An 18911-nucleotide genomic window follows, 5' to 3' on the forward strand; every position below is an offset into this window, starting at 1 on the left:
GCTCCCGCCGTCGGGGTGTGCACTGGACCCGTGCACCGCGAGCGCCCGTCCCGCGTCCGGGGCGCGGTCGTGTGGACGAGCACGCCGACCGGCCCCGGCTCCGGTCTCGTGCTGCCCGACGGGTGCGTGGACCTGCTGTGGCGCAGCGACCGCGAGGAGGTCCTGGTGGCGGGGCCGGACACCGGGGCCAAGGCCGTGGAACCGGTGGCGGGGGTGACGTGGACGGGGTTGCGGTTCGCTCCCGGGCACGCCCCGGCGGTGCTGGGCGTCCCGGCCGCGGAGCTGCGGGACGCCCGCGTCGCGCTGGCCGACCTGTGGGGAGCGGCGGCGGCGCGGCGGGTGGCCGAGCAGGTCGCGGCGGCCCCCGGCGCCGGGCTGGAGGCGCTGGCCGCCGGGATCGACCCGGACCCGTCCCTGACCCGCGCCGCGAGGCTGCTGGCCTCCGGGCGGGCGGTGGCCGACGTCGCCGACGCGCTGGGCGTGGGGGTGCGGCAGCTGCACCGGCGCAGCCTGGACGCCTTCGGGTACTCCCCGCAGCTGCTGGGCCGGGTGCTGCGGTTCCGGCGGGCGGTCGCCGCGCTGCGGGCCGGGACCCCTCCCGCGCAGGTGGCCGCGCAGGCGGGGTTCACCGACCAGGCGCACCTGTCGCGCGAGGTCCGGGTCTTCGCGGGGACGACCCCGGGGGCGCTGCGTCAGGCCAGCTCGGCGAACAGGTCCACCGACCCGCCGTCGGGGTCCAGCACGGTCGCGTAGCGCTGCCCCCAGGGCGCGTCGAACGGGGCGAGGTGGGCGCCGGCGCCGTCGGCGGTGAGCTCGGCGAACAGCGCGTCGACGTCGGCGGGGCGCTCGCAGCGGAACGCCAGGCCGATCCGGTTGCCGGCGGTCTCCCGCGCGTACGACGGGTCGAAGCCGCGGACGGTCTCCTCGGTGTCCCAGGCCAGGCGCAACCCGCCGGGCAGGGTCGTCTCGACGTGCGGGGCGGTGTCGGCGTCGGCGGGCACGTCCAGGCCGAGGCGGCGGTAGAAGGCCAGCGAGGCCGCCATGTCGACGACGACCATCCCGATGAGGTCCAGCTGCGGTGTGGGCACGACCCCAGCCTGGCCCACCGGGGCGTGCGGGGTCTTGGACGGATCGGACAGGATGGGCCGGTGCGTCACGACCGCGAGGACACCGCCGCCCAGGAGACCGCGCTGCGCCGGGCGCGGGAGGAGGCCGCGAGCGTGCTCGCGGAGCTGGCCGCCGAGGCGAAGGCGCTGTCGCGGGCGTACGCCGGGCGCAGCGCCCGCACCCCGGACGGGTCGGCGCTCGCGGGGCTGGTCGACGCGGCCCGCCGGGCCGAGGAGGCCGTCGACATGGCCGCGCACGACCTGGCCACGGCGCGCGGCGAGGACGCCTGACCGGTTCCGTGGCCGGGCCGTGACGCGCTGTGGATGACCCTGTCGGGGCCGGGTCCCGATGTGCGGTGATCGCGGAGCGGGTGGGACCATCGAGGACGGGCTCCGGCAGACCGGGGCACCACCGGTTGTTCCAGGAGGCCCGTGATGAGTCAGGACAGGTCGCACGACGTCGGAGCGGGAGCCGACGCCGACGACGGCAAGCGCACCACCACCAAGGTGGTGATGATCTCCGTGGTGGCCGCGATCGGCGGTTTCCTCTTCGGGTTCGACACCTCGGTGGTCAACGGGGCGGTCGACGCGATCACCGGCCAGTTCTCCCTGTCGGAGGGCCTGTCCGGTTTCGCCGTGTCGTGCGCCCTGCTGGGTGCGGCGGTCGGCGCCTGGTTCGCCGGGCGCATCGCGGACCGCTTCGGCCGCAAGGCCGTCATGATCATCGGCGGTGTCCTGTTCGCGGTCAGCGCGGTCGGGTCGGCGTTCGCGTTCGCCGTGTGGGACCTCATCCTGTGGCGCGTCGTCGGCGGGGTCGGCGTGGGCGTCGCCTCCGTCATCGCGCCCACCTACATCGCCGAGGTCGCCCCGGCCCACGTCCGCGGCCGGCTCGCCTCGCTGCAGCAGCTGGCCATCACCGTCGGGATCTTCGCCGCGCTGCTGTCGGACGCGTTCATCGCCAACACCGCCGGCGGCGCCGCGAACACGACGTGGCTGGGCTGGGAGGCGTGGCGGTGGATGTTCGTCGTCGGGGTCGTCCCGTCGGTCGTGTGGGCGCTGCTGGCGCTGTCCGTGCCGGAGTCCCCGCGGTACCTCATCGCCAAGGGCCACACCCAGCGCGCCGGTGAGGTGCTGCGCGAGGTGCTCGGCACCAAGAGCCTGGACGCGGTGCAGCGCAAGGTCACCGACATCAAGAACTCGATGCGGCGCGAGCACGACCCGAGCCTGCGCGACCTGCGCGGGCCGCGGTTCGGCCTGCTGCCGATCGTGTGGGTCGGGATCCTGCTGTCGGTGCTGCAGCAGGGCGTCGGCATCAACGTGATCTTCTACTACTCCACCACGCTGTGGCAGGCCGTCGGGTTCCAGGAGTCCGACGCGTTCACGACGTCGGTCATCACCTCGGTGACGAACGTGGTCGTGACGTTCATCGCGATCGCGATGGTCGACAAGGTCGGCCGCAAGCCCCTGCTGACCGTGGGGTCGGCCGGGATGTTCGTCTCGCTGCTCGTGATGGCCATCGCGTTCTCGCAGGCCGGCGGCACCACCGAGAACCCCTCGCTGCCGGACCCGTGGGGCCCGATCGCGGTGGTCGCGGCCAACGTGTACGTCATCTCGTTCGGGGCGACGTGGGGCCCGGTCGTGTGGGTGCTGCTGGGTGAGATGTTCCCCGGCAAGATCCGCGCCGCCGGGCTGGCCGTGGCCGCCGCCGCGCAGTGGCTGGCGAACTTCGCGATCTCGACGAGCTTCCCGGCGCTGGCCTCGCTCGGGTTGCAGTTCGCCTACGGGCTGTACGCGCTCATCGCGCTGCTGTCGTTCGTCTTCGTGCGCAGGGCCGTGCAGGAGACGAAGGGCCGCGAACTGGAGGAGATGGGCGAGGAGCCCGCGAAGGCCTGAGGCACCCGCACGCACGACGGCGCCCCCCGGCTCGTGGCCGGGGGGCGCCGTCGTGCGTGCGGGGTCGGTCCGGGGTCAGACGTCCCGACCGGCCCGCTGGCGCACGTTGCGGTAGACGACGAAAGCCAGTACCAGGAGCAGCGCTCCGTAGATGGTGACCGAGATGCCGCTGCCGACGAGGGCCCCGTAGTCCCCGCCCGAGGACAGCAGCGCGTTGCGCAGACTGGTCTCGGCCAGCGGACCGAGGACGACGCCGATCATCACCGGTGCCAGCGGGAAGCCGAACCGCCGCAGCAGGAAGCCGATGAACCCGACGCCCAGCACGAGGAGCAGGTCGGTCACGGCCGCGGACGTCGCGTACACGCCCAGACCGCAGAAGACGGCGATCCCGGCGTACAGGTAGTGGCGCGGGATCTTCGTCAGCTTCGCCCACATCGGCGCGAACGGGAGGTTGAGGACCAGCAGCACCACCAGGCCGATGAACAGGCTGGCCAGGAGGGTCCACACGAGGTCGGCGCTGCGGTCGAACAGCAGCGGGCCGGGCTGCAGGCCGTACTGGCGGAACGCGGCGAGCATGATGGCCGCGGTCGCCGACGTGGGCAGGCCCATGGCCAGCAGGGCCCCGATGGCGGTGCCGGCGGTGGCGTTGCCGGCCGCCTCGGGGGCCGCCAGGCCGCGGATGGCGCCCTTGCCGAACTGCGGGTCGACCCGCCGCCGGTCCAGGACCCGTTCCCCGCCGTAGGCCAGGAAGGTGGGGATCTCCGCCCCGCCGACGGGGATGACGCCGAACGGGGCGCCGATCCCGGCCCCCCGCAACCAGGCGGGGGCGGCCTCGCGCACCTCGGCCCGCGACAGGTAGGGCCGCCCGGTCAGCTCGTGCAACCGGCCCGGGCGGGTCCGGTGCACGCGCGAGGCGACGTGCAGGACCTCCCCCAGGGCCAGGACGCCCACCGTGATGACGATGATGCTGATCCCGTCGAAGAGCTGCGGCGCACCGAAGGTGAAGCGCTGCGCCCCGGAGATGCCGTCGATGCCGACGACGGCGAAGCTCAGCCCCAGGAACAGGCTCGTCATCCCCTTGACCATCGAACCGCCGACGACGGAGGCGGTGGCGACGAAGGCCAGGACGGACAGAGCGAGGTACTCCGCGGGCCCGAACTCGACGGCGAGGTCAGCCAGCTTCGGGGCGAACAGCACGACGATCACGCAGGAGATCAGGCCTCCGGTGAAGGCACCGATCGCCGCGGTCGCCAGCGCCTGGGGAGCCCGGCCCGTCAGGGTCATCCGGTGCCCCTCGAACGTGGAGGCGATCGCCGTGGAACCCCCGGGGGTGTTGACCAGGATCGCCATCGTCGAGTCGCCGAACAACCCGCCGAAGTACACGCCGGCGAACATGATGAAGGCGGCCGTCGGGTCGAGGGTGAAGGTCACCGGTAGCAGCAGGGCCACGGCCATCGACGACCCCAGGCCCGGCAGGACGCCGACAGCGGTGCCCAGGAGGGCCCCCACGACGACCCAGAGCAGGTTCATCGGCGTGAACGCCTGCGTGAGCCCGCCCGCGAGCAGTTCGAGCGACTCCATCAGAGCACCCCTCCCAGGATCCCGGCGGGCAGGTGCAGGCCGAGGCCGGCGGAGAAGGCGACCTGCACGGCGCAGGACAGGACGAGGGCGATCCCGACGTCCTTGAGCGGGGACCCGGACCCCATGGCCCAGGCGATCACCCAGAACATCAGGGCGGCGGACAGGATCCAGCCGAGCGGGTTCAGCAGCAGAGCGAAGGCGAGGAACCCGGCGAGCACCAGACCCACGGTCCGCCAGTCGGTGAAGGTCGACGCCCGGCGCCGCCCCGGGCCGCCGGTCCCCTCGACCTGCTCGACCTCCTCGACCCCGTCGGTGTCCGACGGCGGTTCGCGGTGGCGCAGGTAGTGCACGGTCAGCAGGACGGCCAGCGCGTAGCAGCCGACCGCCAGCAAGGTGGGGAAGAACTTCGGCCCGGGGGGTTCGGCGCTGGCCGGCACCGTCATGGTCGCGAGGCCGACGGTCAGGTAGACCGCGAACGCCAGCACCAGGACCGCGACGACGAGGCCGCTGCGCCCGGCACCGGGACGGGAGCCGGCGGTGGTGGGGGGGTGCTCGGTCGCCGACGTCATCGCCCGCTCCCCCCGGCCTTGACGGCCACCACCGGCACCGAGGCACCTAGGAGGATGCTCTGGGCCTGCGAACCCATGAGGAACTTGCCGACGGGCGACCGGCGACGGACCCCGACGACGATCATCGCGACGTCGAGCTCCTGCGCGGTGTCGAGGAGGTCCTCCGCGGGTGCGGGCGCGGAGGCGGGCGGCCCGACCCAGCGCTCGTCCTCCCGCGCGATCCCGTGCGGCGGGGTGAGGTGACGGTCGTCGCCCGTTGGACGGCCCTCGAGGTCGAAGACGACGACGGGGTACTGGAGACGGGCCGCGAGGTCGCGGCCCTGCTCCAGCGCCGCCTCGCCCTCGGCGGTGCGGCTGTAGGCGACCAGAAGGGTCACGGGTTGCTCCTCGCTGTGCGTGCGGAGTGGTCGTGGGGAACGGGGTGACGCCGGTCAGTAACCCAGGCCGGTCCAGATGCGGTTCACCGTCTCGGTCTGGGCCGCCAGGTCGTCGCGGAACTCCTGACCGACCATGAACGTGTCGGTCCACTGGTTGCGCTCCAGGGCCTGCCGCCACTCCGCGGACTCCACGACCTCGGTGACGATGGCTTCGAGTTCCTGCCGGGCGGTGTCGCTCAGACCGGGCGGGGCGACGATGCCGCGCCAGTTGGTGAGGGTGACGTCGTACCCCTCCTGCCGCAGGGTCGGTACGTCGATGAAGTCGACGGGTTCGGTGGCCGAGACCGCGAGGGCCTTCAACCGACCGGCCTCGACCTGGTCGGAGAAGTCCGCCCAGCCGCTGACCGAGGCCGCGATGGTGCCCGACAACAGGGACGTGGCGAGCTCACCGCCGCCGGAGTAGGCGACGTAGTTGACGTCGAGCGGGTCGATGCCCACGGCCTGCGCGAGCTGGGCGATGATCATCTGGTCGACGCTGCCGAGGGAGCCGCCGCCGAAGGCGAAGGCGTTCGGGTCCTGAGCCCAGGCGGCGACGAGGTCGCCCACCGAGTCGTAGGGCGAGTCGGCGGGGACGACGACGACGTCGTAGTCGTCGGTGAGCCGGGCGATGGGGGTGACGTCGCCCAGCGTGCGGGGGGAGCTGTTGACGCGGATCGCGCCGAGCATCGTGATCCCCATCATCATCAGGGTCTGGGTCTCGCCGTCCATCTGGGCGAGCTCGTTGAGCCCGATGGTCCCGCCCGCGCCGGGGATGTTGAGGACCTGGCTGTTGTTGACGATGCCGTCGGCCCGCAGCACCTGCTGGATCTCCCGCGCGGCACCGTCCCAGCCGCCCCCGGCCGCGGCGGGGGCGATGAGGTTGAGCTGCGCGCGCGCGGTCGCCCCGGTGTCGCCGGAGGCGGCGTCGCGGACACCGGCCACGACGAGCGCTGCACCCACGGCGACGGCGAAGCCGCGGAGCACCCGAGCCCGGGTGGGGCCGGTGGTCGTGGGCGGTGGGGGGACGGAGGTCACGTCGGTCGGCACTGGGGTTCTCCTCGTCGAGAGCGTGCTCATAACCTATAGCGACATGGTGGACTTGGCCCCACACCACGTCAAGCGGGGCGGAAGAGGGCTGCACGGGCCCGTGCGCGAGGACACAGGCCATAAGCTGCAAGCGTGAAGGTGACGAGCGACCGGATCCTGCGGTTGGGCGTGCTGCACGGCGACGGCATCGGGCCCGAGATCGTGCCCGCAGCCGTGCGCGTCGTCGACGCGGCCGCTGCGGCGATCGGCTCCCCCGCTCCGCGGTGGCAGGAACTACCCATGGGGCACCGCGCTCTGCAGGAGGAGGGCGAGCCGCTGTCCGAGGCGACCCTGGAGGTCCTGGCCGGTCTCGACGGCTGGGTCCTGGGTCCCCACGACAGCGCTTCCTACCCCCCGCCGCACCGGTCCCGGCTCAATCCCAGCGGCCGGATCCGCAAGCACTTCGACCTCTTCGCCAACGTCCGTCCCGCGCGGGCGCTGCCCGGGGGCGACCCCGTGGTGCCCGGTACGGACCTGGTCATCGTGCGCGAGAACACCGAGGGCTTCTACGCCGACCGCAACACCTTCGCCGGCACCGGCGAGATGATGCCGACCCCCGACGTCGCGATCGCGCACGGCATCGTCACCCGCGCCGGGACCGAGCGGATCGCCCACGAAGCCTTCCGGCTGGCCCGCACGCGGCGGCGGCACGTCACCGTCGTCCACAAGGCGAACGTGCTGCCCCTGACCACCGGCCTGTTCCGGGACGTCGTGCGCGAGGTCGGCCTGTCCTACCCCGACGTGCAGTTGGACGACCTGCACGTGGACGCGGCCGCCGCGCGCCTGGTCCGACGAGCCGACGAGTTCGACGTGATCGTGACGGAGAACATGTTCGGCGACGTCCTGTCCGACCTGGCCGGCGAGGTGGCCGGGTCCCTGGGCACGGCCTCGTCGATCAACTGCTCGCGCTCCCGGGCGATGGCACAGGCGGCGCACGGGTCGGCCCCGGACATCGCCGGGCGCGACCTGGCCAACCCGACCGCCGTGATCCTGTCCACGGCGGCGCTGCTGCGCTGGCTCGCGGCCCACCACGCGGACGCCGCGAGCGCTCGGACCGCCGACCGGGTCGAGGCCGCGGTGCTGCGCACGATCGCGACCGGGACGTCGACGCCCGACCTGGGCGGGCGGTCGGGCACCGCCGCCTTCGTCGAGGCGGTCGTGACCGCCACGCGCGAACCCTGACCGCACCCACCCCGGCGCGGCGGGTCGTGACCGTCGCCCCCGAGCACAGGAGGAGCCCCGTGGCCCCCGAGCAGGAGCTGTTCGCGACCAAGAGCGATTTCGCCTACCGGGCGGTGCGGCACCGCATCCTGGGCGGGGAGGTCGAACCGGGGCAGGTCCTGAACCAGGCCGCGCTGGCCAAGGACCTGGGGATCAGCACGACGCCGCTGCGCGAGGCCCTGCGCCGGCTGCGCTCGGAGGGGCTGGTGGAGCTGGAGTCCCACCGCGACGCCCGGGTGACGCCGCTGAGCGCCGGTGAGGCTCAGGACCTGCTGGAGGTGCGGCGCAGCCTGGACCCGCTGGCGGTGTCGCTGGCAGCCCAGCGGCGCACCGAGGCCGACGTGACGGCGATGCGGGCAGCCCTGGCGGAGGTCAGCTCACTGGGTCAGCACCCGACCTACGAGGAGCTCATCGCCCACCGCCGCCTGCACCGCGCCCTGTACAGCGCCTCGCACAACGAGGTGCTCACCACGACGCTCGACGGGCTGTGGGACACCGCGGACCGGTACCGGCGCGCCGGCGCCCGCAGCGCCGCGGACGAGGGGTACCGCCACCGGAAGGCGCGGGAGCACGCCGAACTGGTGGACCTCGTCGCCCGGGGGGAGGCCGAGCAGGCCGCCGCCCTCATGCTGCAGCACATCGACACGAGCCTGGGGGCGCAGGCCGCTGCGGCGCTGGCGCAGCCGTCGCAGCCGGCGAGCTGACCCTGCTCCGGGTCGACGGCGTCGTTGACGAAAGAGGTTATAAGCTGCATCTTGTACGGGAGCCCTTCGCGCACCTTCGGGAGACGTCATGACCACACCGGCCCCGCACACCCCGGTCGGCCCGGCCGTCGTCGGCGACCTGGTGCTGCCCGACGGGAGCACCCGTCGCATCCACCGGCTCGCCGGGACCGCCCCCGACGACCTGCCCCGCACGCTGCGCATCGTGCTGGAGAACCTCCTGCAGCACGCCGACGACGAGCGTGTCACCGCCGCCCAGGTCCAGGCCCTGCGCGACTGGGGCACCCCGCAGGCCCGCGCCGAAGCGGTCGAGCTGTTCCCCGCCCGCGCCTTCCTGCACGACACCAACGGCGTCCCCGCCCTCGTCGACCTCGCCGCGATGCGCGACGCCGTGCGCGACGCCGGCGGCGACGCCTCCCGCGTCAACCCCCGCGTCCCCTCCGACCTCGTGGTCGACCACTCCGTCATCGTCGACGTCTTCGGCCGGCCCGACGCCCTGCCCCTGAACGTGGAACGCGAGTACGAACGCAACCTCGAGCGCTACCGCTTCCTGCGGTGGGGGCAGTCGACCCTCGACCGGTTCACCGTCGTCCCCCCCGGCACCGGGATCATGCACCAGGTCAACGTCGAGTTCCTCGCCGCTGTCGTCGTCGACGACGGCGAGGAGCTGCACCCCGACATATGCCTGGGTACCGACTCGCACACCACGATGGTCAACGGCCTGGGCGTGCTCGCCTGGGGCATCGGCGGCATCGAGGCCGAGGCCGTCATGCTCGGCGAGACGATCTCGATGCTGCCGCCGCCCGTCGTCGGCGTCCGCCTGCAGGGCGCGCTGCGCCCCGGCGTCACCGCGACCGACCTCGTCCTGACCATCACCGAACGGCTGCGCCGGCACGGGGTCGTCGGGAAGTTCGTGGAGTTCCACGGCCCCGGCCTGGAGAACCTGCCCGTCAGCGACCGGGTGACGATCTCCAACATGGCGCCGGAGTACGGCGCCACCTGCGGCTGGTTCCCCGTCGACGCCGAGACGATCCGCTACCTGCGCTTCACCGGCCGGTCCGACGCCCACGCCGACGCCGTCGAGGTCTACGCCCGCGAGCAGGGCCTGTGGGCCGACGACCGCCCCATCCGGTACTCCGAGGACCTCGTCGTCGACCTCACCGACGTCGAGCCCTCCCTGGCCGGCCCCCGCCGTCCCCAGGACCGCGTCCCGCTGCAGGACGCCAGGTCCTCGCTGCACGCGGCCCTGGAGGAGTTCGGCACGCCCCCGCGCACCGGCCCCGTGACGGTGGGGCTGGCCGGGGGACCCGCCGGCCTGCGCGACGGCGCGGTCGCCATCGCCGCCATCACCTCCTGCACCAACACCTCCAACCCGGCCGTGATGGTGGCCGCGGGGCTCCTGGCCCGCAACGCCGTCCGCGCCGGACTGCGCACCAAGCCCTGGGTCAAGACGAGCATGTCCCCCGGTTCACGGGTCGTCACCCGCTACCTCGACGACGCGGGCCTGACCCCCGCCCTCGAAACCCTCGGTTTCCACCTCACCGGCTACGGCTGCATGACGTGCATCGGCGCGTCCGGGCCGCTGATCCCCGAGGTGTCGGCCGCCGTCGCCGAGCACGACCTCGCCGTGGCCTCGGTGCTGTCGGGGAACCGGAACTTCGACGGGCGCATCAACCCCGACGTCCGGATGAACTACCTCGCCTCCCCTCCCCTGGTCGTCGCCTTCGCCCTGGCAGGCACCGTCGACGTCGACCTGACCCGTGAACCGCTCGGTACCGGCGCCGACGGCCGGCCGGTGCACCTCGCCGACCTGTGGCCGGACCGCGCCGAGATCGAGGCCGTCACCACCGCGAGCCTGCGCCCGCAGATGTTCACCGAGGTCTACCGGGACGTCTTCACCGGCGACGAGCGCTGGCGCGGCCTCGACGTCGCCGCCGACTCCCTCTTCGCGTGGGACCCCGGCTCCACCTACGTCCGCCGCCCCCCGTACTTCGACGGTTTCACCGTCGAACCGCCCCCGGTCACCGACATCGTCGACGCCCGGGTCCTGGTCAAGCTCGGGGACTCGGTCACCACCGACCACATCGCGCCCGCCGGCGCCATCCCGCGCCGCTCCGAGGCCGCGGCGCACCTGCTGGCCGCCGGGGTCGACCCGCGCGATCTCAACACCTACGCCTCTCGCCGGGGCAACCACGAGGTCATGGTGCGCGGCTGCTTCGCCAACGTCCGACTCCGCAACCAGCTCGTCCCCGGCGTCGAGGGCGGGTTCACCTACGACTTCACCTGCGGGCGGACCGCGACCGTCCACGCTGCGGCGCAGAACTACCGGGCGCAGGGCGTCCCGTCGATCGTCCTGGCCGGACGCGAGTACGGGACGGGCAGTTCCCGCGACTGGGCCGCCAAGGGCCCGGCGCTGCTGGGGGTGCGCGCGGTGCTGGCCGAGTCCTTCGAGCGCATCCACCGCACCAACCTCGTCGGGATGGGCGTCCTGCCCCTGCAGTTCCTCCCCGGGCAGGACGCCGCCAGCCTCGGGCTCACCGGCACCGAGCGGTTCACGGTCCGCGGGCTGAGCGCCGTCGGGGACGGCGAGCGGCCCGGGACCGTCACCGTGACCGCTGACGACCGGGAGTTCGAGGTGCTGCTGCGGCTCGACACCCCCCGCGAGGCGGACTACGTCCGTCACGGGGGGATCCACCGGTACGTGCTGCGGCGGCTCCTGGCCGCCGGCTGAGGCGCTGCCCCTCAGCGCACCACGACGTGGGCCCGGACGGTGCCGTCCTGGACCCAGCCCTTCGCCTCGGCGTACGCGAGCATCCCCTCGAACTGCTCGTCCCAGGTGGCGTCGGCGCCCTCGGCGTGCGCGGTCTCGCGCAGCCAGCCGACGTCGACGCGCACGTGCGCGGCCTCGACGTCCTCGCCCTCGGCGTCGAGGCGGCCCACCGACCCCAGGACGGCGGACAGGTCCGCGACCGTGGTGCCCGCGGGCACCGCGACCTCGAACTCGGTGAAGACGTCCCGGTCCAGCAGTTCCGCCGGCTGGGCGGCGGTGGGGTCGACGGTGATGCGCACGGTGGTCCTCCGGGTGGGTCGGGGCGGGTGGTTCACTGCTCGGCGAGCTTGCGGGCGACCTCGGCCTTCTCCCGGTCGATGCGGCCGCCCAGGCGCAGCGCGAAGAACCAGATGACGGCGAACGCGAACCCGATGCCGAACATCATCGGGACCACGAACCCGCTGGCGACGAGCAGCAGCTGCACGACCCAGCCGACGACGTACCCCGCCCGGGACCGCAGCATCCCGGCGGTCAGCACGCACAGCAGGATCACGGCCCCGCCGACGACGAGGTAGCTCACCTGCCGCTGGTCCATCGGGACCAGCCCGTAGGCGACGAGCGTCGCGAAGAACACCAGTAGGGCCTCGCAGGCCAGCGTGGTCGCCGCGAACAGGCGCTTGGTGCTGCGCTTCACTGCTTGTCCTTCCCCAGCAGGGCCCGGGCGTCCCCGGCGAGCACGACGGAGCCGGCGATGACGACGCCGGCGCCCGAACCGCCGATGCCGCCCCCGGCACCGGCCTCGGACTCGGCCAGGTCGACGGCGGTCGCGACGGCCTGGTCGAGGCGTTCGACGACGTGGACGCGGTCGGCGCCGAAGACGTCCTCGGCCAGTTCGCCGAGCTCGGCCGGTTCCATCCCGCGCGGGGAGCTGGACCGGGTGACGACGACCTCGGCCAGGACCGGTTCGAGGGCGTTCAGGACGCCCTCGACGTCCTTGTCGGCCATGACGGCGACGACCCCGACGAGCCGGCTGAGGGTGAACGCCTCGGCGATGGCCGCGGCCAGCGCTTCGGCCCCGGCCGGGTTGTGCGCGGCGTCGGCCAGGATCAGCGGGGAGGTGCGCAGCACCTCCATCCGGCCCGGGGAGCTGACGTCGGCGAACGCCGCCTCGACCAGCGCCGGCATCAGCGTCCCGCCGGGCATCGCCAGCAGGGCCTCGGCCGCCGACAGCGCGGTCGCGGCGTTCTCGGCCTGGTGGGCGCCGTGCAGCGGCAGGAACACGTCGGTGTAGACGCCGCCACGGGTCCGCAGCGACACCTGCTGCCCGCCGACGGCCAGGGTGCGGGCCTCCACGCCGAAGTCCAGGCCCTCGCGCACCACGGTGACGCGCTCGGCGGCGGCCTTGGCCAGCAGCACCAGGCCCGCCTCCTCCTCCTGCCGGCCCAGGACGACGGTCGAGCCGTGCTTGATGATCCCGGCCTTCTGGCCCGCGATCTCCTCCAGCGTCGACCCCAGCCACGTCTCGTGGTCCATCGAGACGGGCGTGACGACGGCGACGTCGGGCTGCACGACGTTCGTGGTGTCCCACGTCCCGCCCAGCCCGGTCTCGATGACGGCGACGTCGACGGGGGCGTCGGCGAACGCGGCGAAGGCCATGAGGGTGAGGACCTCGAAGAAGCTCAGCCGGGGCTCACCGCGCTCGGCGGCGCGCTCGTCGACGATCGTCACGACCGGTTCGACGTCGTCCCAGGCCCGCACGAACGCGGCGTGCGTGATCGGCTCGCCGTCGATGGAGATCCGCTCGGTGATGTCGGTCAGGTGGGGGCTGGTGAACCGGCCGGTCCGCAGGTCGTGCTCGCGGACGAGGCGCTCGACCATGCGGGCCGTGGACGTCTTGCCGTTCGTGCCGGCCAGGTGCACCACGCGGTAGGACAGCTGCGGGTCGCCCAGCAGGCCGCACGCCTCCCGGACCCGGTCGAGGGTGGGGTGGATGCGGTGCTCGGGGTTGCGGGCCAGGATGGCGTCCACGACCCCGGTGAACCGGTCGTCCTCCTCCTCGGGCGGGGTCGCGGGCACGAGCCGGCCGGTGGAGTCGACCCGCGGGGAGCGGCGGTCCTGCGGGACCCGGCCCCGGCGCAGGCCGTCGGTGCCGAACGCCTCCCCGGTGTCGTCGGAGTCGTCGTCGCGGTCCCGGCCCGGGCCGTCGCCGACCGGCCCGAGGAGTTCTTCGAGCTCGCGGTCGCGGGGGTCGCTCACTGGTCCACCTTCGTCACGGAGATGCGCACCTCGTGGCCCTCGACGGTGCCGACCAGGGTGGCCTGCGCGGGGCTGAGCGCGTCGGCCGAACCGCTGGACCCGAACTGCTGGGCCAGCGTCTCGTCGACGACGAGGCGCTGGTGCGTCACGAGCGCCTCCCAGACCGGGCCGTCGGCCGCCACGGTCAGGCGGATGCGGTCGGACACGTGCAGGCCCGCCTCGCGCCGGGCCTGCTGCACGAGCCGGACGACGTCGCGGGCGATGCCCTCGGCGGCCAGCTCGGGGGTGACGGTGGTGTCCAGGACGACGAACCCGCCGCCGTCGAGCGCGGAGGTCGCCAGCCCCGTCCGCGCCCCCTCGACGACGGTCGTCACCTCGTACTCCCCCTCGACCAGCTCGATGCCGCCGGCCACGACGGTGCCGTCGGGGCGTTCGGCCCAGTCGCCGCTCTTGGACCCCTTGATGGCCTGCTGGACGCTCTTGCCGAGCCGGGGCCCGGCGGCGCGCGCGTTCACGGTGAGCTTGGCGACGACCCCGTGCTCCACCGCCCGCTCGATCGGCCCCAGCGCCACCGACCGGACGTTCACCTCGTCGGCGACGAGCTGCGCGAACGGTTCCAGCGCGGCGGGGTCGGCCACGAGGACCTCGACCTTCTCCAGCGGCAGCCGCACCCGCAGGCCGTTGGCCTTGCGCAGCGCCAGGACGCTGGAGCAGGTCGCGCGGGCCTCGTCCATCGCGGCCACCAGGGCCGGGTCGGCGGGCAGGTCGCCGGCGTCGGGCCAGTCGGTCAGGTGCACCGAGCGGCCCCCCGTGAGGTTGCGCCAGATCTCCTCGGAGAACAGCGGGAGCAGCGGCGCCAGCATCCGCGCGGTCGTCTCCAGCACCGTGTACAGGGTGTCGAAGGCGTCCTTGGCGCGGTCGGACTCCCCGTCCCAGAACGCCGGGCGCGAGCGCCGGACGTACCAGTTGGTGAGGGAGTCCAGGAACTGCCGGGCGGTCTCGCAGGCGCCGGCGATGTCGTAGGCGTCGAGCTGGGCGGTGACCGCCGCGACGGTGTCGTGCAGCTTGGCCAGGACGTAGCGGTCCAGGACGTCGGTCGAGCTGGTCCGCCAGCGCGGGGTGTGGCTGGAGGTCCCGGCGTACAGCTGGAAGAACTGGAAGGTGTTCCACAGCGGCAGCAGGACCTGCCGGACGGAGTCGCGGATGCCCTGCTCGGTGACGATGAGGTTCCCGCCGCGCAGGACCGGCGAGCTCATGAGGAACCACCGCATGGCGTCGGAGCCGTCGCGGTCCAGGACCTCGGAGACGTCGGGGTAGTTGCGCAGCGACTTGCTCATCTTGCGGCCGTCGTCGCCGAGCAGGATGCCGTGCGAGACGGCGGTGCGGAACGCCGGGCGGTCGAACAGCGCCGTCGCGAGGACGTGCAGGGTGTAGAACCAGCCGCGGGTCTGCCCGATGTACTCGACGATGAAGTCGCCGGGGTAGTGCGACTCGAACCACTCGGTGTTCTCGAACGGGTAGTGGACCTGCGCGAACGGCATGGACCCGGACTCGAACCAGCAGTCCAGGACCTCCGGCACGCGGCGCATGGTCGAGCGCCCGGTCGGGTCGTCGGGGTTGGGCCGGGTGAGCTCGTCGACGTGCGGGCGGTGCAGGTCGGCCGGGCGGACGCCGAAGTCGCGCTCGATCTCGTCCAGCGACCCGTACACGTCGGTGCGCGGGTGGGCCGGGTCGTCGGAGACCCAGACGGGGATCGGGCTGCCCCAGTAGCGGTTGCGGCTGATGGACCAGTCGCGGGCACCTTCGAGCCACTTGCCGAAGGAGCCGTGCTGGACGTGCTCGGGGACCCAGGTGATCTGCTCGTTCAGCTCGACCATGCGGTCGCGGATCGCGGTGACCTTGACGAACCAGCTGGAGACGGCGCGGTAGATGAGGGCGTTCCCGCAGCGCCAGCAGTGCGGGTAGGAGTGGTCGTACGTCTCCAGCCGCAGCAGCACGGCGCCCGACGGCGCGCCGTCGCGCAGGGCGCGGCTGATCTCCTTGTTGGCGTCGAAGACGTGCATCCCGGCGAAGTCGGTGACCTCGGCGGTGAAGGTGCCGTTGGAGGCGACGGGCACGACGGGGACGATGCCGGCGACGTCGGTGACCAGCTTGTCGTCCTCGCCGAAGGCGGGGGCGATGTGGACGACGCCGGTGCCGGAGTCGGTGGTGACGTAGTCGGCGGCGAGGACCTGGTGGGCGTTCTCGCGACCGGCGAAGTAGGCGAACGGCGGGACGTAGCGGCGGCCGAGGAGGTCGGCGCCGCGGTACCGGGCCACGACCTGCGGGTCCTCGCCCAGTTCGCGGGCGTAGTGGGCGACGCGTTCGGCGGCGAGCAGGAACCGGCGTCCCTCGTGCTCACCGGTCCCGGTGACGACGACGTACTCCAGGTCGGGGTGGACGGCCATCGCGAGGTTGCTGGGCAGCGTCCACGGCGTGGTGGTCCAGATGAGGCCGAGCACGCCGTCGAGGTCGTCCCCGGCGTCGGTGAACCGGAACCCGACGGTGACGGCGGGGTCCTGGCGGTTGCGGTAGACGTCGTCCAGGCGGGTCTCGGAGTTGCTCAGCGGCGTCTCGCAGCGCCAGCAGTAGGCCAGGACGCGGAACCCCTCGTAGACCAGGCCCTTGTCCCACAGCGTCTTGAAGGCCCACATCACCGACTCCATGTAGTCGGTGTCGAGGGTCTTGTAGTCGTTCTCGAAGTCGACCCAGCGCGCCTGGCGGGTGACGTACGCCTCCCACTCCTTCGTGTACCGCAGCACCGAGGTGCGGCAGGCGTCGTTGAACGCGGCGACGCCGAGGGCGTCGATCTCGGACTTGTGGGTGATGCCGAGCTGCTTCTCGGCCTCGACCTCGGCGGGCAGGCCGTGGGTGTCCCAGCCGAAGCGGCGTTCCACCTGGTGCCCGCGCATGGTCTTGTAGCGCGGGACGAGGTCCTTGACGTAGCCGGTGAGCAGGTGGCCGTAGTGCGGCAGGCCGTTGGCGAAGGGCGGGCCGTCGTAGAAGACGAACTCCCCGGCCGCCGAGCCCGCGCGGGCCTCGACGCTGGCGCGGAAGGTGTCGTCGCGGGCCCAGGAGTCCAGGACGCGCTGCTCGATCGCGGGGAAGCTGGGACTGCTCGTCCCCTCCCCGGGGGCCTGCGGGGTTTCCGTGACGTCCTCGGACACCGTGTCTCCTCGACTGAACCGCTCCAGCCGCGAGGACGACGACCGCCGGGGCCGGCGGTGCCGCGGTACCACCCCGCTTGCCGTCGCGCCCCTCCCCGCGGGGAGGGTCGGCGACGACCTCTCGTCCGGCTGTCACGGGCCGCACCCGTCCGGGTCTAGTGAGCCCCCGCCCGGTGCAGCGGGGGGCCGTTCTTCCGGAGGCTCACCGGTGATGGCCGGGTCGACGCCTGTACGCCCATCGTAACCGCCGGGACCGCCGGGGTCTTCCCCGTACGCCTCGGACGTCGACGGAGCGCGAAGCTTGCTGACGTTCCGTCATGGCGTGCGCAAGGTCTCCTCACCCTGAGTAGTGGCAGCGGGTCCAAGTGGCTCCTTCATCACCACAGCGTTACCTCGTGCGGCGGAACGCAGCTACTGGTGCAGCAATCGGCTACCTAACGTCACTGGTGAGCCCGCCCCACACCGTCCCGCACCCGCCCCGGAGGCAGCCCCGCCATGGCCGTTCAAGACCTCGCCCCCCTCCTCGTCCAGCCCGAGCCGCGGGTCGTCGAGGGCACCGTCGTGCTCAGCCCGAGCGTGCCCGCCCCCCGCGCCGGGATCGCCGAGCGCATCGCGGACGCGGCCGTGTCCGCCCGGCGCGTGCTCGAGGTCACGATCCACCGCCTGCGCTACAAGCCCGCGACGCGCCGCACCGCCCGGATGGCCGTCCTGCTGCCCGCGCACAACGAGGAGCAGGACATCGAGGCGTGCCTGGACTCGCTCCTGGCCCAGACCCGCACCCCCGACCTCATCGTCGTCATCGCCGACAACTGCACCGACGACACCGTGCGGATCGCCCGCCGGTACCGCGGGATCAAGGTCATCGAGACCAAGGGCAACACCGACGCCAAGGTCGGCGCCCTGGCCGCCGGCTACGCCGAGTTCCTCGCCGGTGGCGCGTTCGACGTCATGGTCTCCATGGACGCCGACGTGGTCCTGGACCCCGCCTGCCTCGCCGACCTCGAGGCCGAGCTGCTCAAGACCCCCAGCGCCGCCGCCGTGTCGGCCAAGTACCACTTCGCCGAGGGGACCGGCGGCTGGTTCAACCGCCAGCTGGTGCGCGCGCAGAAGCTGGACTTCACCCAGTTCCAGGTCCGCGCCAACGAGCGCGCCCGGCGCACGACCATCGTCGGCGGGCAGTGCTCGGCGTTCCGGTTCAACGCCGTCGACGAGGTCGCCCGCCAGCACCGCCGCCCCGCCCCGTGGACCAACGAGACCGCCACCGAGGACGCGCAGCTGGGCCTGGAGCTGCAGGAGCTGGGCTGGACGACCGTCATGTCGGCCAGCGCCCGCGCCCAGGTCGGCGCCATGCCCACCGTGCGCGCGCTGTCGGGCCAGCGGGCCAAGTGGAACGCCGGCCTCATCGCCCTCATGACCTCGATGCCGCTGTCGAAGCGGACGCTGCCCTTCTGGCTCCAGCACATCGGCCTGGGCCTCAACGTGCTCATGCGCCTGGCGTTCGTGGCGCTGCTGGCGGCCTCGGTGTCCGTCTCGCAGTTCGTCTGGTCGTGGTGGTGGCTGACCCCCACCGTCCTCGCGGCCCTCTACCAGCTGAAGATGGCGCACCTGTCCCCGCACCGCACCGCGGCCGACTACGTGTTCGCCGCGCTGTGGCTGCCCGGTGAGCTGTGGCTGTGGTTCTCCGGCTGGAACACCGCCAAGTCGTGGGTGACCCACCTGCTGGGCACCCGCCGCGACCTGTGGGCGGCGCAGGCCGCGGCCGAGGCCGGCAAGCGCAGCGGCGGCGGCGGGGGCCTGCTGGCCACCCTCCTGGGGTCCGTCGTCCTCTCCTCGGTGGGCGCCTGGTACTGGCTGACCCAGGCCAGCGTGGAGTTCCAGCGCGTGGTGCTCACCGTCGGCTGGCGCGCCCTGGCGTTCCTCACGATCTGCGCGAGCGTCCTGCTCGTCGTGAAGCTGCTGCGTCCCACCCGCGGCCTGACGGCCTGAGGCCCGTCCCGCCGTCCCGTCCCGCCGCCGCGCCCCGCCACCACCCTGCGCCCCCCCACCACGAACCGCAGCTCACCCGATCACCCCTCCGCCCCCCCC

At 73.2% G+C, this 18911-nt stretch carries 16 protein-coding genes; 7 read left to right on the top strand and 9 right to left on the bottom strand.

The window, feature by feature from the left end:
* Positions 1-30: 30 nt before the first annotated feature.
* Complete coding sequence (locus tag ACRYM6_RS02815; RefSeq protein WP_432540985.1) at positions 31-753, top strand: helix-turn-helix domain-containing protein; 723 nt, start codon at positions 31-33, stop codon at positions 751-753.
* On the opposite strand, the gene ACRYM6_RS02820 is transcribed toward ACRYM6_RS02815, so the two are convergent.
* Positions 693-1058, bottom strand: a complete 366-nt coding sequence (locus ACRYM6_RS02820) for a VOC family protein (RefSeq protein WP_432541020.1) — start codon at positions 1056-1058, stop codon at positions 693-695. The genes ACRYM6_RS02815 and ACRYM6_RS02820 overlap by 61 nt on opposite strands.
* Before the next feature lie 90 nt (positions 1059-1148).
* Between ACRYM6_RS02820 and ACRYM6_RS02825 the strand changes: the two genes are divergently transcribed.
* Both ACRYM6_RS02825 and ACRYM6_RS02830 read left to right on the top strand, forming a co-directional pair.
* The gene (locus tag ACRYM6_RS02825; RefSeq protein ID WP_432540987.1) at positions 1149-1397 is read left to right on the top strand and encodes a hypothetical protein; all 249 of its coding nucleotides are present in this window, start codon (positions 1149-1151) and stop codon (positions 1395-1397) included.
* 144 nt (positions 1398-1541) lie between these two features.
* Positions 1542-2999 carry a sugar porter family MFS transporter gene (locus tag ACRYM6_RS02830; protein ID WP_432540988.1) on the top strand — a complete coding sequence of 486 codons (1458 nt, stop codon included), beginning with the start codon at positions 1542-1544 and terminating at the stop codon, positions 2997-2999.
* Positions 3000-3074: 75 nt separating this feature from the next.
* On the opposite strand, the gene ACRYM6_RS02835 is transcribed toward ACRYM6_RS02830, so the two are convergent.
* The 4 genes from ACRYM6_RS02835 to ACRYM6_RS02850 are packed head-to-tail and all read right to left on the bottom strand — an operon-like array spanning position 3075 to position 6612.
* A complete protein-coding gene (locus ACRYM6_RS02835) occupies positions 3075-4580 on the bottom strand; it encodes a tripartite tricarboxylate transporter permease (RefSeq protein WP_432540990.1) in 1506 nt (501 codons plus the stop codon).
* On the bottom strand, positions 4580-5149 hold the full coding sequence (locus ACRYM6_RS02840) for a tripartite tricarboxylate transporter TctB family protein (RefSeq protein WP_432540991.1): 570 nt from the start codon (positions 5147-5149) through the stop codon (positions 4580-4582). The genes ACRYM6_RS02835 and ACRYM6_RS02840 overlap by 1 nt, the downstream gene beginning before the upstream one ends.
* Entirely contained in the window at positions 5146-5526 is a 381-nt protein-coding gene (locus ACRYM6_RS02845; protein WP_432540993.1) for a universal stress protein, read from the bottom strand. The genes ACRYM6_RS02840 and ACRYM6_RS02845 overlap by 4 nt, the downstream gene beginning before the upstream one ends.
* Before the next feature lie 54 nt (positions 5527-5580).
* Entirely contained in the window at positions 5581-6612 is a 1032-nt protein-coding gene (locus ACRYM6_RS02850) for a tripartite tricarboxylate transporter substrate binding protein (protein ID WP_432540994.1), read from the bottom strand.
* Between the two features lie 138 nt (positions 6613-6750).
* On the opposite strand from ACRYM6_RS02850, the gene ACRYM6_RS02855 reads away from it, so the two are divergent.
* The 3 genes from ACRYM6_RS02855 (at position 6751) to acnA (ending at position 11325) form a co-directional block, all read left to right on the top strand.
* Positions 6751-7833: an isocitrate/isopropylmalate dehydrogenase family protein gene (locus ACRYM6_RS02855; protein WP_432541022.1), complete on the top strand. Its 1083-nt coding sequence runs from the start codon at positions 6751-6753 to the stop codon at positions 7831-7833.
* A 59-nt stretch (positions 7834-7892) separates the two neighbouring features.
* Positions 7893-8576 carry a GntR family transcriptional regulator gene (locus ACRYM6_RS02860; protein ID WP_432540995.1) on the top strand — a complete coding sequence of 228 codons (684 nt, stop codon included), beginning with the start codon at positions 7893-7895 and terminating at the stop codon, positions 8574-8576.
* 88 nt (positions 8577-8664) lie between these two features.
* On the top strand, positions 8665-11325 hold the full coding sequence (gene acnA, locus ACRYM6_RS02865) for an aconitate hydratase AcnA (RefSeq protein WP_432540996.1): 2661 nt from the start codon (positions 8665-8667) through the stop codon (positions 11323-11325).
* Positions 11326-11336: 11 nt separating this feature from the next.
* Here acnA and ACRYM6_RS02870 read toward each other — a convergent pair whose 3' ends face one another.
* Genes ACRYM6_RS02870 through ileS form a run of 4 tightly spaced genes read right to left on the bottom strand, consistent with a single transcriptional unit; the run spans position 11337 to position 16826 of the window.
* Positions 11337-11663 carry a hypothetical protein gene (locus tag ACRYM6_RS02870; RefSeq protein WP_432540997.1) on the bottom strand — a complete coding sequence of 109 codons (327 nt, stop codon included), beginning with the start codon at positions 11661-11663 and terminating at the stop codon, positions 11337-11339.
* A gap of 32 nt (positions 11664-11695) precedes the next feature.
* A complete protein-coding gene (locus ACRYM6_RS02875; RefSeq protein WP_432540998.1) occupies positions 11696-12058 on the bottom strand; it encodes a DUF4233 domain-containing protein in 363 nt (120 codons plus the stop codon).
* Complete coding sequence (locus tag ACRYM6_RS02880; RefSeq protein ID WP_432540999.1) at positions 12055-13620, bottom strand: bifunctional folylpolyglutamate synthase/dihydrofolate synthase; 1566 nt, start codon at positions 13618-13620, stop codon at positions 12055-12057. Before ACRYM6_RS02880 ends, ACRYM6_RS02875 begins: the two co-directional genes overlap by 4 nt.
* Positions 13617-16826 carry an isoleucine--tRNA ligase gene (gene ileS, locus ACRYM6_RS02885; RefSeq protein ID WP_432541000.1) on the bottom strand — a complete coding sequence of 1070 codons (3210 nt, stop codon included), beginning with the start codon at positions 16824-16826 and terminating at the stop codon, positions 13617-13619. Before ileS ends, ACRYM6_RS02880 begins: the two co-directional genes overlap by 4 nt.
* A 495-nt stretch (positions 16827-17321) precedes the next feature.
* Between ileS and ACRYM6_RS02890 the strand changes: the two genes are divergently transcribed.
* Positions 17322-18812 (top strand): glycosyltransferase family 2 protein, encoded by a 1491-nt coding sequence (locus ACRYM6_RS02890; RefSeq protein WP_432541002.1) that lies wholly within the window; start codon positions 17322-17324, stop codon positions 18810-18812.
* Positions 18813-18911 lie beyond the last annotated feature (99 nt).

This window comes from Kineococcus rugosus (genome assembly GCF_050871975.1).
Classification (GTDB): domain Bacteria; phylum Actinomycetota; class Actinomycetes; order Actinomycetales; family Kineococcaceae; genus Kineococcus.